At 71.4% G+C, this 25550-nt stretch carries 26 protein-coding genes and 1 other RNA gene; 5 read left to right on the top strand and 22 right to left on the bottom strand.

Translation table 11 applies throughout. The features are described 5' to 3' along the window. The 6 genes from EXE44_RS09200 to EXE44_RS09175 form a co-directional block, all read right to left on the bottom strand. Positions 1–1005 (bottom strand): AIR synthase-related protein, encoded by a 1005-nt coding sequence (locus EXE44_RS09200; protein ID WP_137716911.1) that lies wholly within the window; start codon positions 1003–1005, stop codon positions 1–3. Further along, positions 1002–2219, bottom strand: coding sequence for a DHHA1 domain-containing protein (locus EXE44_RS09195; RefSeq protein WP_137716910.1), 1218 nt, complete (start codon positions 2217–2219; stop codon positions 1002–1004). Before EXE44_RS09195 ends, EXE44_RS09200 begins: the two co-directional genes overlap by 4 nt. 174 nt (positions 2220–2393) lie before the next feature. Further along, a complete protein-coding gene (locus tag EXE44_RS09190) occupies positions 2394–2594 on the bottom strand; it encodes a dodecin (RefSeq protein WP_096394462.1) in 201 nt (66 codons plus the stop codon). Positions 2595–2669: 75 nt separating this feature from the next. Beyond that, positions 2670–3008 carry a hypothetical protein gene (locus EXE44_RS09185; protein WP_053770488.1) on the bottom strand — a complete coding sequence of 113 codons (339 nt, stop codon included), beginning with the start codon at positions 3006–3008 and terminating at the stop codon, positions 2670–2672. Between the two features lie 209 nt (positions 3009–3217). Beyond that, the gene (locus EXE44_RS09180) at positions 3218–3463 is read right to left on the bottom strand and encodes a DUF5816 domain-containing protein (RefSeq protein ID WP_121563088.1); all 246 of its coding nucleotides are present in this window, start codon (positions 3461–3463) and stop codon (positions 3218–3220) included. A 76-nt stretch (positions 3464–3539) separates the two neighbouring features. Further along, complete coding sequence (locus tag EXE44_RS09175; protein WP_137716909.1) at positions 3540–3914, bottom strand: iron-sulfur cluster assembly accessory protein; 375 nt, start codon at positions 3912–3914, stop codon at positions 3540–3542. 138 nt (positions 3915–4052) lie between these two features. Here EXE44_RS09175 and EXE44_RS09170 point away from each other — a divergent pair, with 138 nt between their 5' ends. Continuing rightward, positions 4053–5507 (top strand): hypothetical protein, encoded by a 1455-nt coding sequence (locus tag EXE44_RS09170; RefSeq protein WP_137716908.1) that lies wholly within the window; start codon positions 4053–4055, stop codon positions 5505–5507. 57 nt (positions 5508–5564) lie between these two features. Here the strand turns inward: EXE44_RS09170 and EXE44_RS09165 are convergent, their stop codons facing one another. The 12 genes from EXE44_RS09165 to EXE44_RS09115 all read right to left on the bottom strand — a co-directional run bounded on the left by EXE44_RS09165 (position 5565) and on the right by EXE44_RS09115 (position 15515). After that, positions 5565–6713, bottom strand: coding sequence for a mechanosensitive ion channel family protein (locus EXE44_RS09165; RefSeq protein WP_137716907.1), 1149 nt, complete (start codon positions 6711–6713; stop codon positions 5565–5567). An 85-nt stretch (positions 6714–6798) separates the two neighbouring features. After that, complete coding sequence (locus tag EXE44_RS09160; protein ID WP_137716906.1) at positions 6799–7566, bottom strand: HAD family hydrolase; 768 nt, start codon at positions 7564–7566, stop codon at positions 6799–6801. Further along, positions 7563–8357, bottom strand: coding sequence for a phosphonate ABC transporter, permease protein PhnE (gene phnE, locus EXE44_RS09155; protein WP_137716905.1), 795 nt, complete (start codon positions 8355–8357; stop codon positions 7563–7565). Before phnE (EXE44_RS09155) ends, EXE44_RS09160 begins: the two co-directional genes overlap by 4 nt. Then, the gene (gene phnE / locus EXE44_RS09150) at positions 8357–9157 is read right to left on the bottom strand and encodes a phosphonate ABC transporter, permease protein PhnE (RefSeq protein WP_121600011.1); all 801 of its coding nucleotides are present in this window, start codon (positions 9155–9157) and stop codon (positions 8357–8359) included. The genes phnE (EXE44_RS09155) and phnE (EXE44_RS09150) overlap by 1 nt, the downstream gene beginning before the upstream one ends. Beyond that, positions 9158–9988 carry a phosphonate ABC transporter ATP-binding protein gene (gene phnC, locus EXE44_RS09145; protein ID WP_137716904.1) on the bottom strand — a complete coding sequence of 277 codons (831 nt, stop codon included), beginning with the start codon at positions 9986–9988 and terminating at the stop codon, positions 9158–9160. Continuing rightward, on the bottom strand, positions 9989–11215 hold the full coding sequence (gene phnD / locus EXE44_RS09140; RefSeq protein WP_394348228.1) for a phosphate/phosphite/phosphonate ABC transporter substrate-binding protein: 1227 nt from the start codon (positions 11213–11215) through the stop codon (positions 9989–9991). It abuts the gene before it with no gap. Between the two features lie 163 nt (positions 11216–11378). Continuing rightward, positions 11379–12656, bottom strand: coding sequence for a histidinol dehydrogenase (gene hisD, locus EXE44_RS09135; RefSeq protein WP_137716903.1), 1278 nt, complete (start codon positions 12654–12656; stop codon positions 11379–11381). 38 nt (positions 12657–12694) lie between these two features. Next, entirely contained in the window at positions 12695–12904 is a 210-nt protein-coding gene (locus EXE44_RS09130) for a hypothetical protein (protein WP_137716902.1), read from the bottom strand. A 9-nt stretch (positions 12905–12913) separates the two neighbouring features. Continuing rightward, positions 12914–13879 (bottom strand): phytoene/squalene synthase family protein, encoded by a 966-nt coding sequence (locus tag EXE44_RS09125; RefSeq protein WP_137716901.1) that lies wholly within the window; start codon positions 13877–13879, stop codon positions 12914–12916. Between the two features lie 159 nt (positions 13880–14038). Then, positions 14039–14170 (bottom strand): HVO_2523 family zinc finger protein, encoded by a 132-nt coding sequence (locus tag EXE44_RS21910; RefSeq protein ID WP_255409708.1) that lies wholly within the window; start codon positions 14168–14170, stop codon positions 14039–14041. 98 nt (positions 14171–14268) lie between these two features. Then, the gene (locus tag EXE44_RS09120) at positions 14269–14829 is read right to left on the bottom strand and encodes a hypothetical protein (RefSeq protein ID WP_137716900.1); all 561 of its coding nucleotides are present in this window, start codon (positions 14827–14829) and stop codon (positions 14269–14271) included. Between the two features lie 107 nt (positions 14830–14936). Beyond that, positions 14937–15515, bottom strand: a complete 579-nt coding sequence (locus EXE44_RS09115) for a cysteine hydrolase family protein (RefSeq protein ID WP_137716899.1) — start codon at positions 15513–15515, stop codon at positions 14937–14939. 180 nt (positions 15516–15695) lie between these two features. Here EXE44_RS09115 and EXE44_RS09110 point away from each other — a divergent pair, with 180 nt between their 5' ends. Together EXE44_RS09110 and EXE44_RS09105 are read left to right on the top strand one after the other, a co-directional pair. Continuing rightward, entirely contained in the window at positions 15696–17441 is a 1746-nt protein-coding gene (locus EXE44_RS09110) for an Hvo_1808 family surface protein (RefSeq protein WP_137716898.1), read from the top strand. Between the two features lie 110 nt (positions 17442–17551). Continuing rightward, positions 17552–18709, top strand: a complete 1158-nt coding sequence (locus tag EXE44_RS09105) for a nicotinate phosphoribosyltransferase (RefSeq protein WP_137716897.1) — start codon at positions 17552–17554, stop codon at positions 18707–18709. A 39-nt stretch (positions 18710–18748) separates the two neighbouring features. On the opposite strand, the gene EXE44_RS09100 is transcribed toward EXE44_RS09105, so the two are convergent. Continuing rightward, positions 18749–19351: a TIGR00296 family protein gene (locus tag EXE44_RS09100; RefSeq protein WP_121563097.1), complete on the bottom strand. Its 603-nt coding sequence runs from the start codon at positions 19349–19351 to the stop codon at positions 18749–18751. A 129-nt stretch (positions 19352–19480) separates the two neighbouring features. Here EXE44_RS09100 and rnpB point away from each other — a divergent pair. Next, positions 19481–19843: RNase P RNA component (rnpB, locus tag EXE44_RS09095), an RNA gene on the top strand. A gap of 274 nt (positions 19844–20117) precedes the next feature. Here rnpB and htpX read toward each other — a convergent pair. Continuing rightward, positions 20118–20987 carry a zinc metalloprotease HtpX gene (htpX, locus tag EXE44_RS09090; RefSeq protein ID WP_137716896.1) on the bottom strand — a complete coding sequence of 290 codons (870 nt, stop codon included), beginning with the start codon at positions 20985–20987 and terminating at the stop codon, positions 20118–20120. 139 nt (positions 20988–21126) lie between these two features. On the opposite strand from htpX, the gene EXE44_RS09085 reads away from it, so the two are divergent. Next, positions 21127–22065, top strand: a complete 939-nt coding sequence (locus EXE44_RS09085; protein ID WP_137716895.1) for an NAD(P)-dependent oxidoreductase — start codon at positions 21127–21129, stop codon at positions 22063–22065. A gap of 28 nt (positions 22066–22093) precedes the next feature. Here EXE44_RS09085 and flaJ read toward each other — a convergent pair whose 3' ends face one another. Continuing rightward, positions 22094–23830 carry an archaellar assembly protein FlaJ gene (gene flaJ / locus EXE44_RS09080; RefSeq protein ID WP_137716894.1) on the bottom strand — a complete coding sequence of 579 codons (1737 nt, stop codon included), beginning with the start codon at positions 23828–23830 and terminating at the stop codon, positions 22094–22096. 23 nt (positions 23831–23853) lie between these two features. Further along, positions 23854–25527: a type II/IV secretion system ATPase subunit gene (locus tag EXE44_RS09075; protein WP_121563101.1), complete on the bottom strand. Its 1674-nt coding sequence runs from the start codon at positions 25525–25527 to the stop codon at positions 23854–23856. Between the last annotated feature and the right edge of the window lie 23 nt (positions 25528–25550).

The raw sequence follows: 25550 nt of genomic DNA, 5'->3' as shown, positions 1-25550 counted from the left end.
CTACGAGCCCGCGTCGCGCGCCTCCCAGAGCGGGTACAGCTCGTCTCGCGGCGGTTCGGCGAGCGTCTCGTCGCCGATCCGGACGGTCCCCGCGGCCGACTCGTCGGCGGGCGACTCGACGCGACCGATCGCGGCCCCCTCGATCCCGGCCGCGTCGAGCGCGTCGAGCGCCTCGTCGACCCGCACCGGCGGGACGGCCGCCAGCAGCGCGCCCGATCCGAACGACTTGAGCGGATCGACGCCGAGGGCGTCACAGCAGGCCCGGGTCTCCGGTCGGACCGGGACCGCGTCGCGGTCGACGGCGAAGACGGCCTCGCTCGCGGCCGCCGCCTCGACGAGCGCGGTCGCCACGCCGCCCTCGGTCGGGTCGTGGAGCGCGGTCGCGGCGCCGCGGACCGCCGCCGCGTCGGGCACGACGCTCACCTCCTCGAGGAACTCCGCGGCCGCGTCGAGCGTCGCGGTCGGGACGCCCGCCTCGCGGCACGCCTCGCGGAAGTCGGTCGCGAGGATCGCGGTCGCCTCGATCCCCGCGCCCTTCGTGAGCAGGAGGCGGTCGCCGGGCTCGGCGCCGCCGCTCGACACGAAGCGGTCAGTCGTGCCCATCGCCGTCATCGCACAGAGCGGGCGGTCGAGCGCGTCGAGCACCTCGGTGTGGCCGCCGACGACCGCGCAGCCGAGGTCGCGCGCGGTCGCGTCGACCTGGTCGACGACGGTCCGGAGCCGGTCGGGGTCGTCGTCGGGTAAGAAGAGCGTGTGCGTGAGCCACCGCGGGTCCGCGCCGCTCGCGGCCACGTCGTTACAGGCGACGTGGACGGCGAGGGTGCCGACCGACTCCGCGGCCAGCGAGAGGGGGTCGGCCGCGACGACGAGCGTCTCGCCGGCGCCGCCCAGGTCGATCGCGGCCGCGTCCTCGCCGTACGCCGGCCCCTGCCGAACCGCCGGGTCGGCCGCGCCGGTCGCCGCGAACGCCGCCGCCAGCGCCTCGGGGCCCAGCTTGCCGGTCATCGCTCGCGGAGCCACGCCGCGACGGCCTCGGGGTCGGCGTCGAGCCCGCCGCCCTGCGCGAACGTCGGGCCGCCCCCGCCGCCCCCGCCGAACTCGTCGGTGACGGCGCCGACGGCGTCGCCCGCGTCGACCGCGTCGCCGTCGGCCGCGACCACGACGAAGGGGGCGTTGCCGGTCCCGACCGCGGCGAGGGCGTCGAGGTCGTCGGCCGCGACCGCCGCCGTCGCCGGCTCGCGGAGCTCGTTCGGGTCGGCGTCGTCGACGGTCCCGACCGCCCAGCGCGCGCCGCCGACGTCGGCGGTCGGGAACTCGCGCAGGCGCGCCGCGAGCAGTTCCTCGCGGGCGTCTCGGAGCTCCGCCTCCAGCCGGTCCGCCTCGTCGCGGAGGCGGGAAACGGCGTCGGGGAGCTCGCCGACACGCGCGTCGAGCGCCGTCGCGGCGTCGAGCGCGGCGGCGTGGACCGCACCGAGTTCGTCTATCGCCGTGGGCCCGACCGCGAACTCGACGCGCGTCACGCCCTCGCCGGGGTTCGACCGCTCCAGCACCGCGATCGGCCCGATCTCCGACGTGTTCGCGACGTGCGTCCCGCCGCAGGCGGCGACGTCCCACGGGTCGTCGGCCTCGCCGACCGTCACGACCCGGACCGCGTCGCCGCCGCTCATCGCGCCCTCCTCGGTCTTGGTGTTGAACGCGATGCCGTCGACCTCGCGGGCCTCGTCGGCCGAGTGGGTCTCCCACGAGACGGGCAGGGAGTCCCAGACGGCGCGGTTGGCGAGCCGCTCTAACTCGATCAGGTCGTCGTCGCCCAGCGGCTCGGCGGTCGTCAGGTCGACGCGGACCTTCGTCTCCGAGATGTCGAACCCGGCGTAGCCGAGGTCGTCGGCGATCCGGCGCGCCGCCCCGTACAACACGTGGGAGGCGGTGTGCGCCCGGGCGCAGTAGGTGCGGAAGGCGTCGTCGATCAGGCCCGTGACCTCGTCGCCGGGCGCGAGGGCGGCGTCCGCGTCGGGGTCGAGCGCGTGGACGACCGCTCCGTCCCGCTCGACCACGTCGTCGACGAGGTGGCCGTCGAGCGTTCCCCTGTCTGCCGGCTGGCCGCCCGACGCCGGGTAGAAGTACGTCTCGTCGAGGACGACCTCGCGGCCCTCGACGGACTCGACCGTCGCCTCGAACTCCCGGACCGTCGGCTCGGCCGGCGCGCGTGAAGCGGTCATTGCCGGGTCGTGGGGTCGGTCGGGTAAATAGGTGGGCGCTGAGGAGTCGCTTATAAATAAACGAGGCGGCGGCGTCGCCGACGACTCTGCCGCCGGCCTATCCATGCCCGTCGTTCATACGGAGGCCCGGCTCCCGCTCACGACCAGTTATAAATCGGAAGACCGCGTCTCCCCTCAGCCCTCCAGCTCGAACGCGACCTCGACCTCAGCCTGGTACTCGCGGTCGGCCGCGCCGTCCAACTCGACGCCGAACTCCTCGACCTCGGCCCAGTAGACGTTGTCGAGGGTGTCCTCGGCGCGGTCGATGGCGTCGTCGGCCGCGGCGTCGAAGCTCTCCTCGCTCGTCCCGATCAACGTGATCTTCTTGAACACCATGTCGCGTGCTGGTAGGGCACACGGGGAGATAAAAATACGCGTCGCCGCGCGTGGCGGCCGCGGTCCGGGGCCGGCTTACGGGCTCCCGGGCGCGCCCTCCATCACCGCGAAGTCCTCGCCGTCGCGGTCGATGCCGATCACCGCCCAGTCGTAGGGGGGCTTGGCGGCGACGAGCCGTTCCTGGAGGTCGGCCGCGCGGTCACGCCACGTGACGAAACACCGGAGCCGCGCCGCGTCGTCCCCGTCTGCGAGATACGGGTCGAGGTCGTCGTCGTCGAGACAAAGCACCGTCACGAACACGCGCCGCCACTTGCGTTCCGCGACGAACTCGCGTCCGCCGTCGGAGACGGTGTATCCCAGTTCGCGGAAGACGTCTCTGGCCTCGGTCGTCGGGGGGATGCTCGCAGTGGCCATCTACGTCGGAGTTCGGCACCATCCGTGATAAACCTTCTCACGATTTCGATCCCAGAGAATCGGGCGCACCCCCCGCAGCGGTCCGGAGAGCCCCGAACGCGGTCCCGTGCCGGAGCCGACCGCCCCGCCGGAGGCGGCCGTCGACCGGAGAACCCGTGGCCGCTGACGGCGACCCGCCCGTGGCCGCTGACGGCGACTCGCCTGCCGCCTCACTCGTGGGCCGCGTCCCACTCGTCCGGCTTCCGGAGGTTGCCGCACTCGGTACACTGGATCCGGCCCATCGTGTCCATCGCGGTGTCGAACGACTCGCAGTTGCCGCAGCGGAACCCCCAGCGGGACTCGCCCGCCTCGTCCGCGAACACGAGGTAGAAGGGCCCGTCCGCGCCGCGCTCGGTCCGCGACCGGTCGGTGTACACCCGCTCGCCGCTCGGCGTCGTCGTCGCTTCCAGGGTCATGGCTCCCGCTACCCGGCGGAGCGACTTAAGCGGGGGACTCGCGAGACGGGGAGAAAGGAGGGAATCGAACCGCGCGCTACGTCCGGAACGACTCGCCGCAGCCGCACTCGGAGACGACGTTCGGGTTCTCGACCTCGAAGCCGGCGGCCTGGAGCCCGTGCTCGTAGTCGAGCGTGCTCCCGCCGATGTAGTTCTTGCTCGCTGGGTCGACGAACACCCGGAGCCCGTGGTGCTCCACGACGAGGTCGTCTTCCTCCGGCTCCGTGTCGAAGCGCATCCCGTACGACAGCCCCGCGCAGCCGCCCTGCTGGACGAACAGCCGCAGCCCGGCGACGTCTGTGTCGAGCCCCTCGCCGTCGAGCAGCGAGAGCGCCTCCTCCGCGGCGTCCGGCGTCACCTCGATCGCCGGGTCGTTCCCCTCGGTCCCGGTGTCGGCCGGTTCGGTACTCATACGACTCGGTTCCGTTCGCACGGTGAAAACCCTGCCGGCGGAATCCCGCGGCCCGTTGTCGCTGACGGTTACGTTCGGCGTCCCGGCCCGGTCGACCGCGCGCGGTACGTTTGTGTAGCTCGGACGCGTACTGACTCCGTGAACGCCCCGTCAGAGGCGGAGTTCGCCCGACGGTACCGGTCGCTCTCGGGCGTTGAGCGCCGCGAGTTCGTCGCCGCGCTGTGGACCGCTCGCGGCTGGGAGCGGGTCGACCGGGCGGACGAGTCGAACGTCGTCGTCGTCCGGCGCGGCGGCCGGGAGCGGCGCGTCGCGGTCGGGACGCCCGTCCCGAGCGACGCCGACGCCGTCGTCGGCGACGGGGCGCGACGGCTCCTCTCCGCCTCGCCGCGTCGGCGGGCCGAGGCGGTCGGCGCGGCGTACGTCTCGCCGGCCGACCTCCGCGAGCGACTCCTCTACGGGCTCGACCGGGACGCGGCGGACCGCCTGTTCCGCGAGCGGTTCGGCGTCTCCCTCGCGACCGCCGCGTCGGCCGACGAGGGCGTCCGCGAGGGCGTCCGCGGTCGCCTCGAGCGGGTCCGACGGGCGGCGGCCGACGACCGGAGCGCCCTCCTCGCCGTCGCTCTCGCCGCGGTGCTGGTGGCGGCCCTCGCGGTCCTCGCCGCCGGCGGAGCGCCGGCGCTCGCCGGAATCCCGGGACTCGGGCCCGCGGCCGACGACGCGGAGCCGACCGCTCCCTCGCCGCCGGCCGACGGGGAGTACGCGGCCGCCGCGGCCGCCATCGGAACGCCGGAGTCGGCGGGGCGCGCCGTGTCGACGCTCGACGACGCGGCGTCCCTCGGGCTCGACGAGGACGGCCTCACGGGGACGGTCGGCTCGACCGCCAGGACGCCGCCCGGCGCCTTCCTGACCGGCGTGTACGACGCGGACGCGCTCGCCGACGCCCACGTCGCCGCCGCGGCGAACCTCTCGTCCGCGACCCTCCTCCTCGTCGCCTCGGGCCCCGCGAACGCGACCGGCCTCGACGGGGGGGCCGGCGACCGCGTGGGCATCGCCGGCGACGGCGGCGTCGAACTCGCGGTCGCGTCCGAGCGCCGGTACCGGCTCACCGCCTCGGCGAACGCCTCGATCGGGGACGCGACCCGCGAGGGCACCGTCGAGGTGTACGCCGACGGCGACGCCGTCTACGAGCGGGTCCCGGGGCCGTCCGGCGTCGAGACCCGCCGCCTCGACCCCGCCACAGCGCCGAACGCGACGGCGCTCGTCGGAGGGGCCGCCGCGGAGCCGATCCGCCGGTTCCTGAACGGGAGCGAGTCGACGGTCGGGGCGGCCGCCACCGCGGTCCCGCTGTACCGGATCGAGGTGCGCGGCGAGCCGCGCGCGCTCGGCGACGAGGCCGACGACTTCCGGGCGGTCGCGTTCGTCACCGCCGACGGGCTCGTCGTCGAGCTGTCGGCGACGTACGTTCACGTGCCGACGGGCGAGCGCGTCCGCGTCGCGTTCCGGTACGGCCGGCTCGGCGACACCGTCGCAGTCCCGCCGTCGTGGTACTGGGAGGTCGCTTCCGACGGCGACGCCGGCGACGCGTCGGCGTGACCGTCGACGCGCCCTGACGCTCAGTTGACGGCGGCGTGACCGCCGCCGGCCCGACGCTCAGTCGCCGTCGCCGGCCCGTCGCTCGGCCGGCTCCGCCTCGGGCGTCGGCGACGCGGGCGCCCGCTCTGTCCCGGGGCCCGGCGGCTCCGCTCCGGCGGTCCCCGCGATCGTCACGTCCCGCTTCGGGTACGGGATCTCGATGTCTGCCTCGCCGAGCGCCACGTACAGGGCGCGGTTGAGTTCGTGCTGCGCGCGGCGGCGCCGCGTCGGGCCGTTCACCCAGCAGAGGATCTCGTACTGGAGCGCCGAGTCCCCGAACGAGCGGAACCGCGCCCGCGGCTTCGGGGAGTCGAGGACGAGCGGCTCCGCCTGTACGACCTCGATCGCCAGCGCCTCGAAGGCGTCCACGTCGGTCCCGTAAGCGACCCCGATCGGGACCCGCACGCGGCGGCGGCGCTGCGGCGCCGACTCGTTCGTCACCTTCGAAGCGTTGAGCGTCGCGTTCGGTACCGTCACCAGCACCTCGTCGCGGGTGAGCAGCGTCGTCGACCGCACGCCGACCTTGATCACGGTCCCGGCGGTGCCGTCGTCTAAGACGATGTAGTCGCCGATCTTGTACGTGTCGTCGAAGTACAGCGCGATCCCGCCGAAGAAGTTCGCCACCGTGTCCTTCGCCGCGAAGCCGACGGCGATGCCGGCGACCCCGGCCGCGCCGAGCAGCGGCGTGATCTCGATGCCCCACAGCCACAGCAGGGTGCCGACGCTGCCGAGCAGCACCGCGAGCGTCCAGACGTTCGAGAAGACGGGCGCGAAGTCAAACCGCCCGCCCTCCTCGTTGACCGCGGCGACGACCCGGTTCACGACCGCGTTGGCCGCGTACGCCCAGACGAGGACGATCACCGACAGCGACGGGCGCCCGAAGACGGCGTCGAGCAACTGCGGCTCCACGAGCACCGAGGCGCGCACCGCGGGGACCTGCGTGAGCACGAACACCCCCGCGAGCGCGGCGGTGACGACGAGCGGCGCCCGCAGCGAGGCGATGACGATGTCGTCGTAGCCGGTGTCCGTGCCGGAGACGAACCGGCGCGCGGCGCGGAGGACCACGAACTCCATCGCCACGGCGGCGACGACCGAGACGAGGAGGACGGCGACCGTCGCCTCCACCGCCGTGAACCCCTCGAACAGCGCCCCGAGCGACGGTATCATCCCCGCAGAGACGCGACGACGGGAGATAACCGTTGCTGGGGCGACGCGCCGGTCCGGGCGTGCGGAGACCGGGGGCGCCGCGACCCTATTCGGACGGGCGACCGCGGTCGGCGTCCGAGTTCGGCGAGTCGGCGGGGCGAGCCGACGGCGTCGCGGACGGGTCGGGGGACGAGCCGCCAGCGAGGGGGAGCAGCTCGCGGAGGCTCTCGATCTCTGCGGTCGGCTCGACGTTGAGGTCGCGGTCCGCGTTGTGGTCGCGCCGCAGGAACGCGCTGTCGATCCCGGCCCGGTCGGCGGCGATCACGTCGGTCGCCCGGTCCCCGACGTATATCGCGTCGGTCGCGTCGAGGGCGTCGAGGGCCTCGTTGAGGTAGTGCGGGTCGGGCTTCCGACGCCCGTATCCGTCGGGACCGGGGTCGCGGCCGCGGACGAACGCGAACTCGTCGAGCCGGAAGTGGTCGACGACGAACTCGACGGTCGGGTGGTAGTTGTTGCTCACCAGTCCCAGCGTCGCGCGGTCGGCCAGCGCGTCGAAGACCGTCACGTCTCGGTGGAGCCGTCGCATCCCGGCCGCCAGCCGCTCGACGGCGCGCGTCGCGCTCCGCTCCTCGCGCTCTCGGAAGAGGCGCGCGGGGTCGAGGCCGAGCCCCTCGCAGGCCGTGCGGAACGCGTCGTCGTAGGCGGGGCGCGCCAGCGACTCGCGGCGCGTCGGGGGAACGGTCACGTCCCGGTCGGCGAGCACGTCGTCGAGGGCGCGCGAGCGGACCGCCGGGGCGGTCTCGCGACCTTCGAGAACGACGCCGTCCATGTCGAACAGGACCGCCTCGTAGCCGTCCGGTCGGCGGTGGCTCATCGGACCAGCCCCCGGGTGTACGCCGACAGGCTCTCGGTGACGACCACGACCCCGAGGATGACGATCAGCACCATCGCGACCGACTGCCACGCGAAGGCGTTGACCGCGCGGAACAGCTCGACGCCGATACCGCCCGCGCCGACGAAGCCGAGCACCGTCGAGTCGCGGATGTTGATGTCCCACCGGTAGATCGCCAGCCCGACGAGCGCGGGCTTGACCTGCGGGAGGACGCCGTAGAGCAACACCTGCGCCTGCGACGCGCCGGACGCCCGCACCGCCTCGACCTGCCCGAAGTCGATCTCTTCGATCTCCTCGCCGAGCAGCTTCCCGAGGAAGCCGACCGAGCGGAACACGATGGCGACGGCGCCGGCGAGCGGTCCCGACCCGAACAGCACGACGAAAAACAGCGCCCAGATGATGGTGTTGACCGACCGGCTCACCGTCACGATGAGCTTCCCGAGCCAGAAGGTCGCGCCGTTCGGCGTGGTGTTCTCGGCGGCGAGCAGCGCCACCGGAATCGCGAGCACCAGGGCGCCGAGCGTCCCCAGCGCGGCGATCTGGACCGTCTCGATCAGCGGCTGGACGATCCGCGTGGTGTACGCCACGTCCGGCGGGTACATCCGGGTCAGGAGGTCGCCGACCTCCCGCGGGATCGTCTCCGGCCTGACGACGCCGGTGTCCATGAACTGCCAGGAGGCGATCACGGAGACGGCGGCGGCGAGGAGGAGGACGAACCGGGTGATCCGCCGCCGCCGGTCGAACCGGTCCCAGCTCGGTTGCTCGACCGCCATCAGTTGTACCTCCGTCGCACGACCGCGCTGACGCCCTCGGCCACGAGGACGACCGCGATGATCGCGAGCAGGATGGCCGTGACGTACTGGTAGTCGTACCGGTTGAACGCGGTCAGCAGCACCGACCCGATCCCGCCGGCCCCGACGATGCCGATGATCGTCGAGGTCCGGATGTTGATGTCCCACCGGTACACGGAGAGCCCGGCGAACCGCGGGATGATCTGCGGGACGACCCCGTAGAGGAGCGTCTGGATCGGCGAGGCGCCGGACGCCCGGACCGCGTCGACCGACCCCATGTCGATGTCTTCGAGGTCCTCGGCGAGCAGCTTCGAGAAGAAGCCGACCGTCTTGAACGTGATCGTGAGGATGCCCGCGAGCGGTCCGAACCCGATGGCCTTGACCGCGATGATGCCGACGATGATCGCGTTGAACGCCCGGGAGACGGAGATGAACCCCCTGTTGATCGCGTACAGCGGCTTCGGCGAGAGGTTCTCCGCGGCCATGAACGCTATCGGGACGCTCAGCACGATGCCGGTGAGCGTCGACACCATCGCCATCGCGACGCTCTCGAGCATCTTGTCGAGGATCCGCTGGGCCTGTCGCGGGGTCGCCGAGGGCGGGAGGAAGTCCCCGACGAGCGAGCCGGCGCTCCCGAGCCCCTGCGCGATCCGCGCGGGATCAGCGCCGACCCCGGCGCCGGACCAGAGGAAGAACCCGACGATGCCGGCGTACACCGCCCACTTCATCCCTCGCCGCGGGAAGACGGTCGGCCGCTCCCAGGTCCGGTTGCCGGCGGCCATTCAGGTCTCCCCCGCGAGCGGTCGGTCCGCGTTCGACAGGGCGTCGCCGTCGGACCGCGACCGCGGCTTCTCGCCGTCGGTGTTCTCGGGCACCGCCGCGCCCCGGTACACCTGGTCGAGCCCGCGCTGGTCGAGCTCCGAGGGCGGGCCCTCGAACACGAGCTCGCCGTCGTGAAGTCCGACGATCCGGTCGGCGTGCTCCATCGCGAGGTCGACCTCGTGGATGTTGATCAACACCGGGACCTCGCGCTCTGCGGCGATGTCGGTCAGCAGTCGCATCACCGTGTCCGAGGTCTCAGGGTCCAAGCTCGACGTCGGCTCGTCGACCAGCAGGATCTTCGGCTGCTGGATCACCGCCCGCGCGATGCCGACCCGCTGGCGCTGGCCGCCCGAGAGCTCGTCGACGCGTTTGTTCTCCATCTCGGCCAGCCCGACGCGGTCGAGGATCTGGTACGCGCGTTCGATGTCCTCGGGAGGGAAGGACCGTCGGAACGCCTGCCACGCGGAGACGTACCCCAGCCGGCCCGTGAGCACGTTCTCCATCACGGTCAGCCGCTCGACGAGGTTGTACTCCTGGAAGATCATGCCGATGTCGCGACGGGCCGACCGCAGCGCGTCGTCACCGAGCCCGGTCAGCTCCGTCTCGTCGAGGTAGACCCGACCGCCGCTGGGCTCGGTCAGCCGGTTGACACACCGGATGAACGTCGACTTGCCGGCCCCGCTGGGACCGATCATCGCGACGGTCTCGCTTCCCTCGACGGACATCGTGACGCCCTGTAGCGCCTCGTCGCCGGTGGGGTACGTCTTCCGGAGGTCGGTGACTCGCAACATCTACGACCCGAGCGCGCTCCGCTCGTACTCGACGCCGTTGTACCGCTGGATGATCATGATGTCCTTCCAGACCGTCCTGTAGTCGATCGGGACGAACTTGTTGTACCCCGTCCGCTCCTGATAGGCCGTCCCCGAGAAGTCGGACTCGAGGTACGCCCGCTCGATCCCCTCCTGGATCTCCGGCTTGAGGTTGTAGCGGTACGCGACCGGGCCGCTCGGGAACGGCGCCGACGCCCACACCACTTTGAAATCGTCGAAGCTGAGATCGCTCTGGGCCTCGACGGTGTCGACGAAACAGGTCGAGCAGATCGGGCCGGCGTCGTAGTCGCCGGCCGCGATGCCGCGCGTGGTGTTGCCGTGGCCGCCCGAGAAGTTGACCTCGTAGTCCTCTTCGGCGGTCACGTCGAAGTACTGGTCGAAGAGGGCCGAAGGGGCCTGGTGCCCGGAGTTCGAGGCGGGCTCGGAGTGGCCGATCTTCACGTCGTCGCGGGCGAAGTCCTCGACGCTCTGGATGTCGTCGGCGTCGGCGCGGGTGGTCGCGAACAGCCGGTAGCCGAACTCCTCCTCGGGGGTGAGCCCGACCCCGAACGGGACCGCGCCGCCGAGGTTGACCGCGAACGCGGTCGTGCCGGTCGAGAAGTTCGCGATGTGGGCGCGCTCCGAGCGCATCGCCTCGACGGACGCCGCGTAGCTGTCGACCTTACTGAACTCGACCGGCTTCCCGGTCTCCTCCTCGATGCGGTCGAAGACCGCCTGGAAGTCCTCTTCGAACCGCCCCTGAACGTCCTCGCTCGGGCTCTCGGTGAACACCAGCGTGTCGGGGTCCAGCAGCTCGCTCTCGTCGCTCGGAGTCTCTCGGACCGGATCGCCGTGCGGGACCTCCTCGACCTCCCGGTTTCGCATGTTCTCGAGGTCGGTCGTCGACCCGCGCTGGTAGCCCGCGTCGGTCAGCGCCGCCGACAGGTAGTTGTTCTCGTCCCAGGCCGGTTCCGCGGGGTCGAACTCGCTCGCGTCGGCCAGCATCGGGTCGCCGGACTCGCCGTCGCTCCCGTCGCTTCCGCTGCCACTCGAACCGCCGCCGCTCCCGTCGGCGCCGTCCGAGCCGTCGCCGCCCGAACTCGACGCGCCGGAGCAGCCCGCCAGACCGCTCAGCGCGGCCGCGCCGCCCGCGATGAGGAACTTCCGCCGCGAGTTCGATTCCCGTCGTCCGTCGGTGTCGTCCACCATTACGGCTCGAACAGGCGTCTTAGCGGGTAAGAAGGCTGCTATGAGCCGAATATGGTATTTCAGGCCGCTCCGATCCGGTGGGTACCGCCGTTTCTGTTATTGAGTCTATGTGTTCGACGCAGAGCGCTATATATCGCTATCGAAACCGCTCCGAGGGGTCGGGCTACTCGAACCGCTTCCGCACGCTTTCCGCGTGCGCCTCCAGCCCCTCGGCGTCGGCGAGCGTCGTGACCGTCTCGGAGAGGTCGTCGAGGGCGTCGCGGTCGAGCCGCTGGACGGTCGAGGACCGCAGGAAGGTGTCGACGGAGAGCCCGCTGTACCGCTTCGCGCCGCCGTTCGTCGGCAGCACGTGGTTCGTCCCGGCCGCGTAGTCCCCGGCCGCGACGGGGGAGTACGGGCCGAGGAAGACGGAGCCGGCGTTGGTGATCCGGTCCAAGAGCGCCTCGTCGTCGTCGGCGACGATCGAGAGGTGCTCGGCGGCGTACTCCTCGACGAAGAGGACCGCCTCGGGCATCGAGCGCGCGCGGAGGACCCCGGAGGCCTCGTTGTCGAGCGCGGCCCGGATCGTCTCCTCGCGCTCGCGCTCGGCGGCCTGCGCGTCGATCGCGTCGGCGACGGCCGCGGCGAGGTCGGCGTCGTCGGTGACCGCGACGACCGAGGCGTTCGGGTCGTGTTCGGCCTGCGCGACGAGGTCGGCCGCGACGAGGTCGGGGTCGGCCGTCCCGTCGGCGAGGACCAGCACCTCGCTCGGGCCGGCGAGGAAGTCGATCTCCACGTCCCCCTGGACGATCGACTTGGCGGCGGTGACCCACTTGTTCCCCGGCCCCACGACCTTCTGGACCCGCGTCACCGTCTCCGTCCCGTACGCGAGCGCGCCGATCGCCTGCGCGCCGCCGACCTGGTACACCGCGTCGGCGCCGGCCTCGTGGATCGCCGCGAGGGTGACGGGGTTGAGCTCGTCGGCCGGCGGCGTCGCGACCGCGACGTGGTCGACGCCCGCGACGACCGCCGGGATGATCCCCATCAGCGCGCTGGAGGGGTACGCGGCCGCGCCGCCGGGCACGTACACCCCGACGCGGTCGATCGGGCGGAAGCGGCGGCCGAGCTCGCGGCCGCCGAAGTCGTCGCGCCAGTCCTCCGGGCGCTGTCGCTCGTGGAACTCGCGGACGTTCGCGGCCGCCTCCTGGACCGCGTCGAGGACCGGGTCGCCCGCGTCGGCCAGCTCCTCGTGCGCCCGCGCCGCGTCGTCGGTGACGTCGACGTTCCCGACGGCGACGCCGTCGAACTCCTCCGCGAACTCGCGGACCGCGACGTCACCCTCCTCGCGGACTCGCTCGACGATCTCCCGCACGTCTTCGCGGACCCCCTCGACGCCCGCGTCGCGCTCGAAGAAGGCGCGCCGCTCGGCCGGCGAGAGGTCCGCGACGGTTCGTACGTCCATACTTGTCGTCGGGGACGGCGGGGCAAGGGCGTTCCGACTCACCCCAGTCGCCGGATCCCGGTCACGTCGAGGACGGCGAGGACGAGGAGGACGGCCAGGAGCGCGGCCGCCGCGAAGAGGACCGGGGCCGACACCGCGACCGCGACCTCGTAGGGCGCGACCAGCCGCGTCGTCCCGCGGAGGAGGAAGGAGACGAACACGAGGCCGAACGCGGCGAACGCGAGCGAGACGAACCGGGAGCGGTCCATGCGGGCCGCTCAGTCCGTCTGCGGGACGCCCGTCCCGTGGGGACCGTGCCCGTGGGACTCGCGGGCGGGGTCGAAGTCGGTACACATGTCGTAGAACACCGCCTCCGGGTCGCGGTTCCACTGCCACTTCCAGCGCGTGCGGACGAGCAGCGACAGCTTCCGGGTGAGCGACAGCTCCGGGGTGGCCGAGACGGTGTCGTAGCCGCGGTTCCGGATGAGCCGGTGGTGGTCGACGTACAGCACCGCCGCGAGCAGGACCGCCAGCTGGCAGTCCTCGGGGAGGTACTTGATCCCCGCGACGCCCTCCTCGTAGAGCCGCTCGGTGCGGGCCATCTCCTCCCGGATCGCGGCCGCGACGTCCTCGTCGAACTCCAAGTCGAGGATCTGCTGCTCGCTCACGCCGTGGCGGCGGAGGGTCTCTAGGGGGAGGTAGATGCGGTCGCGCTCGACCACGTCTTCCCGGACGTCGCGGAGGAAGTTCGTCATCTGGAACGCCTCCCCGAGCTTCGTCGCGTGCGGGAGCGCCTCGGCCTCCTCCTCCGGGTCGAGGTCCATGATCGCCGTCATCATCCGGCCGACGGCGGCGGCGGAGCCGTCCATGTACGCCTCCAGGTCGGCGTACGTCTCGTAGCGGTCGGTGTCGATGTCGCTCTCCATCGCGTCCACGAACGAGTGGACGTCCTCGTCGGGGATGTCGTTGCGCTCGACCACCTCGGCGAACGCCTCCAACACGGGGTCGTCGGTCGGCTCCTCGCCGAGCGCGGCCGCTCGGAGGCGGTCGAGTTCGGCCCGCTGTTCGGCTGGCGGTCCGGTGTCCTCGGCGTCGACGACCTCGTCGGCGATGCGGAAGAACCCGTACAGCACGTACGTCGGGTGGCGGATCCGCTGGGGCAGCAGCCGGGTGGCGACGTGGAACGTCTTCCCGGTGCGGCGCTGGATCCGCTTGCTCCGGGCAACCTGTGTTTGCTCTACCATGCTGACCCCGAGCGGTCGGCAAGGAGGGTCGCGTACGGGTCGCCCATCATAGCAGAAAAGTCGGCCTCCAAGAACATAACAGTTCGCACGACACAGTTTGGATCCCGAGCGTCCCCGTCGCGTCCGCCGACCGAGGCGGCGAGCGAATCGCACGTCGGGTCAGTAGAAGGTGTCGCTACAGTCGTAGACGACGCCGTGAGCCGGACAGACGTACTTACAGTGTCGGTGGTACATCGGTGTCTCGCAGACCGGACACGGGCGGCCGCCGTCGTTCGCCGGGTCGTCGCTCACGGCGGGAACACGGGGGCGAGCGACAAAACGCTACCCCACCGGAACCGTCGGCGAGCGGCGGGTCGCGGCGGGGTCGCGGCCGCGCCGAACCTGACTGGTCAGTCGTCGGCCAGTCGGTCGTACACCGACCGGGCGACCGACTCCTGCCCGAACGGGAGCGTCAGCACGCCCCCCCACTCGGAGCCGGTGAGCGCGTCGACCGTCTCCCGGTCGAGTTCGACGCGCCGCACCTCGGTCCCGTCGAGCGTCATCGACACCACGAACGCGGCCGGGTCGTCGGTCGCGCCGGCCCCGTCGAGGCGGCTCCGGAACGAGTCGACGCCCGCGTCGGAGAGCACGACCTGGACGAGGAACTCGCCGTCCCTCGCGAAGACCCCCTTGACCAGGTCGAGGTCGCTCGCGTCGAACAGCAGCGCGTCGGTGCCGTCGTCGCCGGTCAGCCGCGCCTCGAACGGCGCCTCGGGGTCGACGGCGGCCGACTGCGGGGCCGTCTCCTCGTCCGTCCCGTCGCCCGTCGCCGCCGGGCCGTCGCCGCCGATACCGCCGAGGCCGTCGACCGTCGCGCCGTCCGTCACCGTCGCCGCGCCCGCGAAGCCGACGGCGCCGACCGCGCAGACCGCGCCGAGGCCCCCGAGCACGCCCCGTCGAGAGATGTCCATACCTCCCGGTTCCGGCCGGCGGTGAAAAGCGTTACACGCCGATTTCCGCGCGCGATAATTACGGAAATCCGGAACGTTCGCCGTCGGTGGAGGTCGGGGACGCGCGACTACCCCGACGCGAACGCGACCGCGTCGCGGGTCGTCGTCTCGCCGAACAGCCAGTCGGCGTGGTCGACGGCGTACTCGCGGTGCTCCTCGGTGATGTACCCGAGCGCGTCCTCGACCACGACCGGGCGGTAGTCCCGGAGCCCGGCGCTGCCGGCGGTGTGGAGGACGCAGACGTTCGCGAGCGTGCCGCAGATCAGCAGGTCGTCGACGCCGTGCGCGTCGAGGTACCCCTCCAGGTCGGTCCGGTAGAAGGCGTCGTAGGTGTGCTTCTCGACGACGTGGTCCCCGTCGCGCACGTCGAGGTCGTCGACGAGTTCGGCGTCCCACGACCCCTCGACGACGTGTTCGCCCCACCGGTCGAACTCGTCGTAGTAGTGGGTCTCGTCGAACTGCTCGGGCGGGTGGACGTCACGGGTGTAGACGACGGACGCGCCGGCCTCGCGGGCGCGGTCCACGAGCGCCGTCACCGGCTCGACGGCGGCCTCGCTCGGCTCGGCGTAGAGGCTCCCGTCGGGGTGACAGAACCCGTTTTGCATGTCCACGACGACCACCGCGGTTGCTGTCGGATCGAACGCCATACCGCCGGTTACCGCGCGGCGGACAAAAACCGTCGTCCCGCTCGCGGCCGGCGTTTCGGCCCGACGACGGCGGCGCCCTCACGCCGGGGCGTCCGCGGGCCGCCGCCCGCCGAAAAATCCGCCGGCCGCGGCGCCGAAGGAACCGACAAACTACTTACCGGGGCGGCCGATACGATTCGTATGCGACGGGTTCTCACCCCCTCGACCGCGGCCGCGGCCGTCGCCGCGGTCGCCGTCCTCTGTGTCGCCCTCACCGCCGGCGTCGCCGCCGCCCCCGACGCCGGCGCGGTCCCCGCCGCGTCCGGCACCGGGCCGACGGCGCCGGGCGCAGCGCCCTCCGCGTCCGCAGACGAGTGCGGTCCCGGCGACGGCCCCGACCTGGTGGGCTGCTGGAACGGGACCCACTACGAGGAGTCGGTCGACTTCGCGGAGACGGACGGGCTCAACGAGTCACAGCTGTCGGCGCTGACCGACCTCACGATGGCCCGGGTCGAACACGTCCGGCAGCGCCCGTTCAAGGAGGACGTGCCGGTCGAGACGGTCACTCGGAGCGAGTACGTCAACGACACGGCGAGCGGCAACGGGTCCGCGGCGTTCCGCCGCTGGAACGACCAGGTGTGGGAGGCGCTGTTCGTCGTCGGCGACGACACGAACGCCAACAGCGAGATCGACTCGGTGTTCGGCGGGGCGGTCTCCGGCTTCTACTCGCCCTCGCAGGACCGGATCGTGATCGTCGTCCCCGACGGCGAGTCGCCCGACATCGACCCCTCGACGCTCGCGCACGAGCTGCTCCACGCGATGCAAGACCAGTACCACGACCTCACCGACCCGCGCTACGTCGGCGCGACTCAGGACGGCGACCTCGCGGTCGACGGGATCGTCGAGGGGGAGGCGGTCCACGTCGAGGAGCGGTACGCCGCTCGCTGCGCCGACAACTGGACCTGCGCCGAGCCGCCCGAGGGCGACGGCGGCGGGGGCGGCGGAGGCAACTTCAACTTCGGCATCCTCCAGACCGTCCTCCAGCCGTACGGGGACGGCGCGCTGTACGTCCGCGAGCTCCGCGACGAGGGCGGGTGGGCGGCCGTCAACGAGACGATGAACGACCCGCCGGCGTCGACGGCGGAGGTCATCCACCGCAACCCCGACTACGAGGAGGGGAACGTCACGTTCGAGGACGCCGCGACCGGCGGGTGGGAGACCTACCCGGACCAGGGCGTCGACGGGGCGGAGACGACGGGCGAGGCGTCGATGTTCGTCATGTTCTGGTACCAGAGCTTGGAGTACCGTCACGCCGTGTTAGAGCCCGACGCGACCGTTCAACAGAACGTCCAGATCCACCTCGACACGGAAGCGCAGCTCGAGTCGCGGGCGGTGTACAACTACGCGCACCCCGTGACGGACGGGTGGGCCGACGACGAGCTGTATCCCTACCGGAACGGCGACCGGGACGGCTACGTCTGGGCGACCGAGTGGCAGACCGCGGACGACGCCGAGGCGTTCCGCGACGCCTACGTGCGGATGCTGACCGCGCACGGGGAGGCCGAGTACGCCGAGGGGACCGTCTACGAGATCGGCTCGGAGAGCGACTTCCCCGGCGCCTACGGCGTCGAGCGCGACGGGACGAGCGTGACGATAACCCACGCGCCGTCGCCGGAGGGCGTCCTCGAACTCCGGCCCGACGCCGACCTGACGCTTCCGGACGCCGACGGGACCGACGGCGACGACGGGAGCGACGGCGGGGACGGCACCGACGGCGACGACGGCAACAGCAGCGACGGCGACGACGGGAGCGGCGACGCGGACGGCGGCGACGGCGCGGACGGAGGGGCCGGCGACACGAACGACAGCACCCCTGGATTCGGCGTCGCGGCGGCGCTCGTCGCCCTCGCGGCCGCGCTCGGACTGGCCGCGCGACGGTCGACGTAACTCGGAGCGCTGCGCGCGCCGACGAGTTCCGCGCGTCCCCGACGACGGCGCGGTCCGCGCGGTCGCCGCGACACGGGTGGCTTTTCGTCCCCGCGACCGAACCGTCGGGCATGAGCGAGTTCGACATCGTCGACGCGGCCGCGATCCGCGAGGGGCGCGCGACCGACGCGTACTTCGAGCGGACCGAGGCGGCGCTGGAGGCGGCCGGTCGGAACCCCCGCGTGGTCGCCGAGGTGACCGCGGACCAGTTCCCGGACGGGGAGTTCGAGCTGTTCGCGGGCCTCGGCGACGCCGTCGAGCTGCTCGCCGGGCGCGACGTGGACGTGGACGCGATCCCCGAGGGGCGGCTGTTCGACGGCGGCCCGGTGATGCGGATCGAGGGGCCGTACCTGGCGTTCGCGCGGCTGGAGACGTCGCTCCTGGGCTTCCTCTCGCACGCCTCCGGGATGGCGACGGCGGCGCTGGACTGCCGGGTCGCCGCGCCCGACTCGCAGATCCTCTCGTTCGGCGCGCGCCACGTCCACCCCGCGATGACCGCGGCGGTCGAGCGCTCCGCGCTGGCGGCCGGGTTCGACGGCTTCTCGCACGTCGCCGCCGGCGACCTGCTCGGCCGGGAGGCCTCGGGGACGATGCCGCACGCGCTCGCCATCTGCTTCGGGCGCGGCGAGCAGGAGGCCGCCTGGCGCGCCTACGACGAGGGCGTCCCGGCGGACGCGCCCCGGATCGCGCTGTGTGACACCTACTCCGACGAGGTCGACGAGGTCCTCCGCGCCGTGGAGACGCTCGGCGACGACCTCGACGGCGTCCGCCTCGACACGACTGGCTCCCGGCGCGGCGACTTCCGGCACATCGTCCGCGAGGTACAGTGGGAACTCGACGCGCGCGGTCACGGCGACGTGGACGTGTACGTCTCCGGCGGCCTCGGGCCGGCGGACCTCCGCGAGCTACGCGACGTCGTGGACGGGTTCGGCGTCGGCGGCTACGTCTCCAACGCGGACCCCGTCGACTTCGCGCTCGACCTCGTCGCCGTCGACGGCGAGCCGGCGGCCAAGCGCGGGAAGCTCTCGGGCGCGAAGGCCGTCTACCGCACCGACGACGGCGGCCACGCCGTCGGGCTGGCGGACCGCTCGGGACCGGCGGACGCCGAGGCGCTCATGGAGCCCGTGATCCGCGACGGCGAGGTGGTCGCGGACGACGCGTTCGACCTCTCGGTGGCGGCGGAGCGGGCGCTCGCGGACGCGGAGGCCGTCGGCTACGGGGCGGACTGACGCGGGCGGCGAGACGGAGAAAACGCGGGCGGGCGCGGGCTACAGCTCCTCGACGGCGCCGCCGTCGGCGCGCTCTCGGAAGACCTGGCCCTCGATGAGCGTCACCATGGTGTCCTCCTCCTGCCACGCGGTCGGCGAGAGCTTCGCCTTCCGGCAGGTGCGCGAGAGGAACTCCGCGGCCGACCAGCCGTTCTCGACGGGGACCGTCGGGTAGAGCCAGCCGTGGGCGTTGCCGCTGTCGACGGCGACGCCGTGCGTGCCGATCTCGAGGTCCTCGGCGGGGTCGTTCGTGAGGACGGTGTTCGAGACGACGAACACCGAGACGGTGATGTTGTCGAGCTCCTTCGGCTCCACCTCGGAGCCGCAGGAGTCGTCGGACGCCGCCTTGATGGCGGCCTCGACGATCGCGTGACCGAGCTGGTCTGAGGTGTCCCACGCGCCGGCGCAGCCGCGGAGGCGGCCGCGGCCCCGCGTCGACTGGAGCCGAACGAAAGCGCCCGTGCGGGCGTAGAACGCCTCTCGCATGCTGCCGGGCTGTTCGCGTTGCCCGTGTCGGACGAACGACTCGACCGCCTCCCGCGCGAGTTCGACCGCTCGTGCACCGTCGTCGTACGACAGCTGAACGGTCTGAGCCTCGGACATGAGAGTCCGTTACAGTGCTGACGACTTGAACGCTTCCCTTGTGGCACCGCTCTCGCGGCGCTCGCGGCGTCTCGCCCGAGAGGCGCCCGACCGAACGCCTTATTCGCCGGCGGGAGAAACGACGAACCGGACAGAGGGAGCCCGACTCCCGTGCCCTTGGCATGAGGAAAGTCCCCCCACCGGCCGGACAGGCGACCGGGCACACGCCCGGAGTCGGAGACGGCTGGCTCTGGAACAGCAACGACACCCCCCGCCCCGACCGATGAGTCGCGTGCGGTCGCCTCGGCGACCGACGGCGTTCGCGGGGTCACCCGCGAACGCGCGAACCGACCCGCAAGGGAAGGGAGTTAACCCGACGAGGGCCGACGGGCGGGAACGGATGGAACGGCGAATCCTCGCCGGTGCAAGTCCGCGCCATAAGGTAGTCCGGCCGCGGCGCGGACGCTCAGCCGAATGTCGGGACGAACCGAAGGGGGCTTACTCCCCTCAGTCCGCTCGCACCGCAGAGCGGCGCGACTGTCACGCGATTGCTTACAAGTGAACTGCGGTGGCGCGTGCCTGCGAGCGGCCGCCCCCGGCGGCCGCGAGGAGCACGCGCGAGGGACGCGGTGAGCAACGGGCGACCGGAGGGAGCCCCGAGCGAACCGCGAGGTTGGGGAGGCGTGAGGCTGCGGTGCCGTGCGGGGCGGGACTTCGGCAGTGTCGTCACCGATTTGTGATTACCGACTCAAAAACAACCGATTACAAATACCAATCAAGCCCCGTATCAGGCCGTCTCCATCTCCTTTTCCAGCTCGCGGAGCTTCTCGATGCGGTTCTCCGTCGAGGGGTGCGTGGAGGCGATCTTCCCGACGAAGCCGGCCTTGATCGGGATGATGAAGAACGCGTTCATCTCCGCCTCCTCGCGGAGGTCCTCCTTGGGCACCTTGTCCATCCGGCCGTCGATGGTCATCAGCGCCGAGGCGAGCGCGCCGGGCTTCCCGGTGATGAGCGCCGCGCCGCGGTCGGCGGAGTACTCGCGGTAGCGCGAGAGCGCGCGGATGAGCAGGAACGAGACCACCCACACCAGAAGCGACACGAGGATCGCGACGATGACGGGCGCGCCCTGCCGGTTGTCGCCGCTGAACAGCCACCCCCACCGCACGATGAAGAAGGCGATGGTGGAGAGGAACGACGCGATGGTCATCACCATCACGTCGCGGTTCTTCACGTGGGCGAGCTCGTGGGCGAGCACGCCGTCGAGCTCGTCCTCGTCGAGGCTCTCCAGGAGCCCGGTCGTCACCGCGACGGTCGCGTTCTTCTTGTTCCGGCCGGTCGCGAAGGCGTTCGGGACGCGGGTGTTCGCGACCGCGACCTTGGGCTTCGGGAGGTCGGCCTGCTGGCTCAGCCGCTCGATCCGCCGGTGGAGGTCGGGGTACTCGTCCGGGTCGACCTCGCGGGCGCCCATGCTCCGCAGCGCGAGCTTGTCGCTGAAGAAGTACTGCGCGAGCGAGAACCCGCCGAGCATGATCAGCGGGAACAGGAAGTCGCCGAAGTACACCGTTAGGGCTCCGACGAACACGACGTAGAGGGCGAACAGGAGGAACATCGTGAACGCCATCCGTCCACGCAACCCCCAGTCTGTCTTCCAATCCATGCGCGTAAGTTACCGTTCTGCGCGTTAAAGGTTGCCGGAGCGGGAAGCCGTGGGTGCCGACCGGCGCCCCGGACCGGGACGCCGTCGCCGGGAAATCGTCGAGCAACGCGCTTTTGCCCCCGCTGCGCGAGGCGTTCGCATGGACACAGTCCTCGTCACCGGCGGCCGCGGCGCTTCCGGGCGCTGGGTCGCCGACCGGCTCGCGGGCGACTACGAGGTCGTCGTCGTCGACTACGACCACCCCGGGCTCGGCGTCGACCCGGCCCCGAACGTCTCGTTCCGCGCGGCCGACCTCGCCGAGCGCGACCAGGCGCTCGACGTGGTCGCCGCGGTCGACCCCGACGCCGTCGTCCACTGGGCGGCGATTCCCGTCGCCGGCACCCACCCGGAGGGGCGGGTGTTCGAGACGAACGCGCTCGCCGCGAAACACGTCTGCGACGCCGCGGGCCGCGCCGACGCGCCGGTGGTCCAGGCCTCCAGCGACGGCGCGTACGGCTTCTTCTTCGCCGATCCGACCCCGTTCCCGGACGAGCTGCCGGTCACCGAGGCCCACCCGCTCCGCCCGGAGGACCCCTACGGGCTCTCGAAGGTGACCGCGGAGGCGGCGGCGGGCGCGGCCGCGCGCCGTCACGACATTTCCGCCGTCTCCGTCCGCCCGTCGTGGATCCAGTACCCCGGCGACTACGCCTGCCGCGCGGACGAGTACGTGAGCGACCTCGACGCGGGCGCCGGCAACTTCTGGTCGTACGTCGACGTCCGCGACGTGGCCGACCTCGTCGCGGCCGCGGTCGCGGACCTCCTCGGCGACGACCCGACGGTCGACCCCGGGACCCACGAGGCGGTCAACTGCGTGGCGGCCGACAACGCGCTCGGCCGCCCGCTCCTCGACCTGTTGCGCGAGTCGTACGGCGAGATCCCGGCCGACTGCGCGGTCGACGCGGACGCGCTCGACGAGGGCGACGACCGCGGCGCCTACGCGATCGGGAAGGCGACGCGGCTGTTCGGGTGGACGCCGTCGCGCTCGTGGCGCGACGCCGCCGACGCGGCGGTCGCCGAGCCGACGCTGTTCGAGGAGTGATCGGACCCGAGGGAGAGCCCGTCCGCGGTCAGATCGACAGGATCGCGTTGACGAGCGTCCGCGTCGCGATGGCGGTGCCAGCGCCGAGCCACGTGAGGAGCACGAAGTGGATGTAGCCGTTCGCGGGGTTGCCGCCGTCGATCCGGCGGATCATCTGCGAGGAGAGCGCGGCGTTGAACAGCACGACGGTGAGCAGGAGGTACTCGATGAGCGGGATGTCGTAGGCGCCGGGGTAGACGATCTGCCCGATGTCCATCTGGTCGAGCCCGAAGTCGGCGGTGAGGTCGGCCAGGATGGCGACGATCTCCAGCCCGATGAAGAAGGCGAACGTCGCGGCCGCGGTGATCCCGTACAGCAGGCCGATGAACGTCATCGCCGCCTGCCGGCGCTGCTCGCGCAGCTGGTTGACGGCGTTCATGTTCTTCGAGATCAGCTCGCCGAGCAGCTTCGGGTCCCCGCCCATCCGCCGGCCGACGAGGTACATCTCGGAGAACTTCTGGATGAGGTACGAGCGCGTGTCGCGCGTGAACGCCCGCCAGGCGCCCTCGGTGCTGATCCGCATGTTGAGCCGGCGGTAGAGCCGCTCGATGGCCTCGGAGAGCTCGCCGAAGTTCTTGTCGCGCAGCGTCGTCAGCACGTCGGTGGTGGTGGACTGCTTCGCGCTCTCGGTCGCGCCTAGCGCGCGCACGAACGAGGGGAACTCGCCGTCGCGGGCGGTGATCGCCTGTTCCTCCTGCCGGAGGACGACCCCGGTGATGATCAGCGGCGAGATGGGGACCGCGAGGTACAGGGGCAGCCGGACGTCGTCAAGGAAGAAGAGGAGGCCGGGGAGCCCGGGGCCGAACCCGAACATCCCGGCGGCCGTGATCCCGATGAGCAGGAGCGAGAGCGCCCCGCCGCCGATCAGCGAGCCCCACAGCTTGAGGTCGCCGGGCGCCCGCTCGTCCGGGTGGTACCAGATCGGGTCGTACGGCGAGGTCGCGCGGATCATCGCGTAGAAGCCGAGCTGGACGAAGACGAAGAGGACGATGACGGCCGCCACCGTCGCGGTCGGGTTGTTCCCGGTGAGGATCGGGAGGACGACGGCGAACACCAGCGCGAACGTCATCGAGAGGATCATCGACATGTACAGGTCCTTCATCACCTCCAGGTTCGAGAGCGCGGACTCGTAGCGCGTCTCGTACTGCGCGAGCATGACGTCCTGCTCGGAGACGAGGAACTCCTCTAGCGACTGGCCCGCGCCCATCGTGTAGCCGAGGCGGTCGAAGAAGTCGGCCATCGCGTCGGAGGGGACCTCCTGCGCGCGGCGGCGACAGGCGTCGTCGAGGCTCTGGTTCCACGTGTCGACGAGGTGGACGACGCGGCCGATCTCCTCGGCGGCGACGCCGTACTCCTCCTCCTGGGCCAGCGTCCGGAACACCTCCATCCGGTCGATGTTCGTCGTCGACAGCACGGTCATGTGCGTCATCACGAGGTGCAGCTGGTTGTCGATCTTCGTCTCTAGGCTGGAGAGGTAGATCTTCGGGTAGATGACGGCCGCGAACAGGACGAGCCCGCCGAACATCGGGATCGGGACGCGGGCGGCGAAGGGGAGCGGGAGCGCGACCAGGCCGACGACGCTGCCGAGGAACACGAACAGGGCCGGCACCAGCACGAGGCCGACGTACTTCCCCTTGGAGATGTCGAGCTGCTCGTACGACTCCATCACCTCGGAGGTGAGCCGCGCGGCCGTCGCGAGCCCGTCGCCGAACTGTTTCACCGCCATCGGCTATCTCCCCTCCATCGTCGCTACCTCGTGTTCCGGTGCATGTCGAAGGGGAGCCCCTCGACGCCGTCGCGCTGGAACGAGTTGATCGCGTCGTTGACCTCATGGTAGCCTAAGATTCCCTCCTGGATCATTCGCTCGATCAGCTCCGCGCGGAAGTCGAGGTCGTCGTAGATGTCGCGGGTGTCGGCGTAGCCCAGGAGCGTCGCGATCTGCTCTTCGAGCACGTAGGAGTTGTTCATCCCCTGGAAGACGATCTCGTCTTCGACGGGGTCCCAGCTGAACACCTCGCGGGTGACGACCCCCTCCATCTCCTTCGAGTACCCCTCGATCTCCTGGACGCTCGTCACGCGGCGCAGGACCTGGTCGCCCTGCTTCACGCGGTTCTGGAACAGCGCCACGTCGGCGTTGTCCATGAACGTCTCCGGGACGTTGATCGGCTCGGAGGTGAACCGCTGGATCATCGAGACGATGTCGGACGCGTGGAACGTCAGCATGACCGGGTGGCCGGTCTGGGCCGCCTGGAACGCCATGCGCCCCTCGGCGCCACGGACCTCGCCCACGATGATGTAGTCGGGGCGCGACCGCAGCGCGGCGGCGACCAGGTCGAACATGTCCACGTCTGAGGAGCCCTCGCCGCCGCCCTCGCGGGTCAGCAGCTGCTGCCAGGTGTTGTGCGGCGGGATGACCTCCGCGGTGTCCTCCGCGGTGTAGATCTTCGAGTCGTCGGGGATGTACGAGAGGATGGCGTTCAGCGTCGTCGTCTTCCCGGACGCCGTCTCCCCGACCACGAAGACGGTCTGCTCGTTCTCTAAGCAGAGCCAGAGGTACGCCGCCAGCTCCGGCGAGAGCGTCCCCCAGTTGGTGATCTGGTTGATCGACAGCGGCACCTCCTCGCCCTGGCGGATGGTGAGCGAGGAGCCCTTCAGCGACACGTCGTCGGAGTAGATGATGTTGATACGCGACCCGTCCGGCAGCGTGGAGTCGACGATGGGGTCGGAGTCGGAGAGCGGGTCGCCGATCCGCTCGCCCATGTTGCGCAGCCAGTTGTCGAACTCCTGGGGCGTCCCGAAGTCGACGGTCGTCTCCAGCATGCCGAAGGTGCCGTGGTCGACGTGGCACTCCTTGGGGCCGATGACGTGAATGTCCTCGTTGGCCGGGTCGCGCATCACCGGTTCCAGCGGCCCGAGCCCGACGATGTCGCGGTTGAGCCGGTACCGGATGTTCTCGTAGGTCTCCTCGGTGACGGACAGCTTCCCGAAGTTCTTGAGCTTCGAGAGGCCCTTCCGCCACCCCGACGCGGAGTCGTCGACGTGGGTGACCTCCTCTAACAGTTCCTCGATGAGGTCGTCGTACTCGGCCTCGTTCTCCGGCGCGCTGTGCTGGCCGCTCACGGTCAGCAGCCGGTTTTTCACCTCGTTGAGGATCTCCGCCTGCGGGCCCGACACCTCGGGCTCGATGGCGTAGTACTTCGTGTCCTGCCCGAGGTCGCCGTAGATGTGGCTGTAGATGGGGCCGCCCACCGGGTAGATGACGTTCGGCCGGGGGGACTCGTACTCGTCTTTCGGCTCCTCGATGAACTGCGGGAACTCCCCGGTGATCTGTTTGAACTCGCGGAGGTGCTCCCGGAGGTGGGGGCGGCGCATGGCCGCCTTTCGGAGCTCTTCGGACGGTTGGGCGGTGCCGTGTTCGGTCATGTCCTGTGCCGGGTCGCGGTGGT

The organism is Halorubrum sp. SS7 (genome assembly GCF_005435055.1).
GTDB classification, from domain to species: domain Archaea; phylum Halobacteriota; class Halobacteria; order Halobacteriales; family Haloferacaceae; genus Halorubrum; species Halorubrum salinarum.
This window is presented reverse-complemented; position numbering and strand designations above follow the sequence as displayed.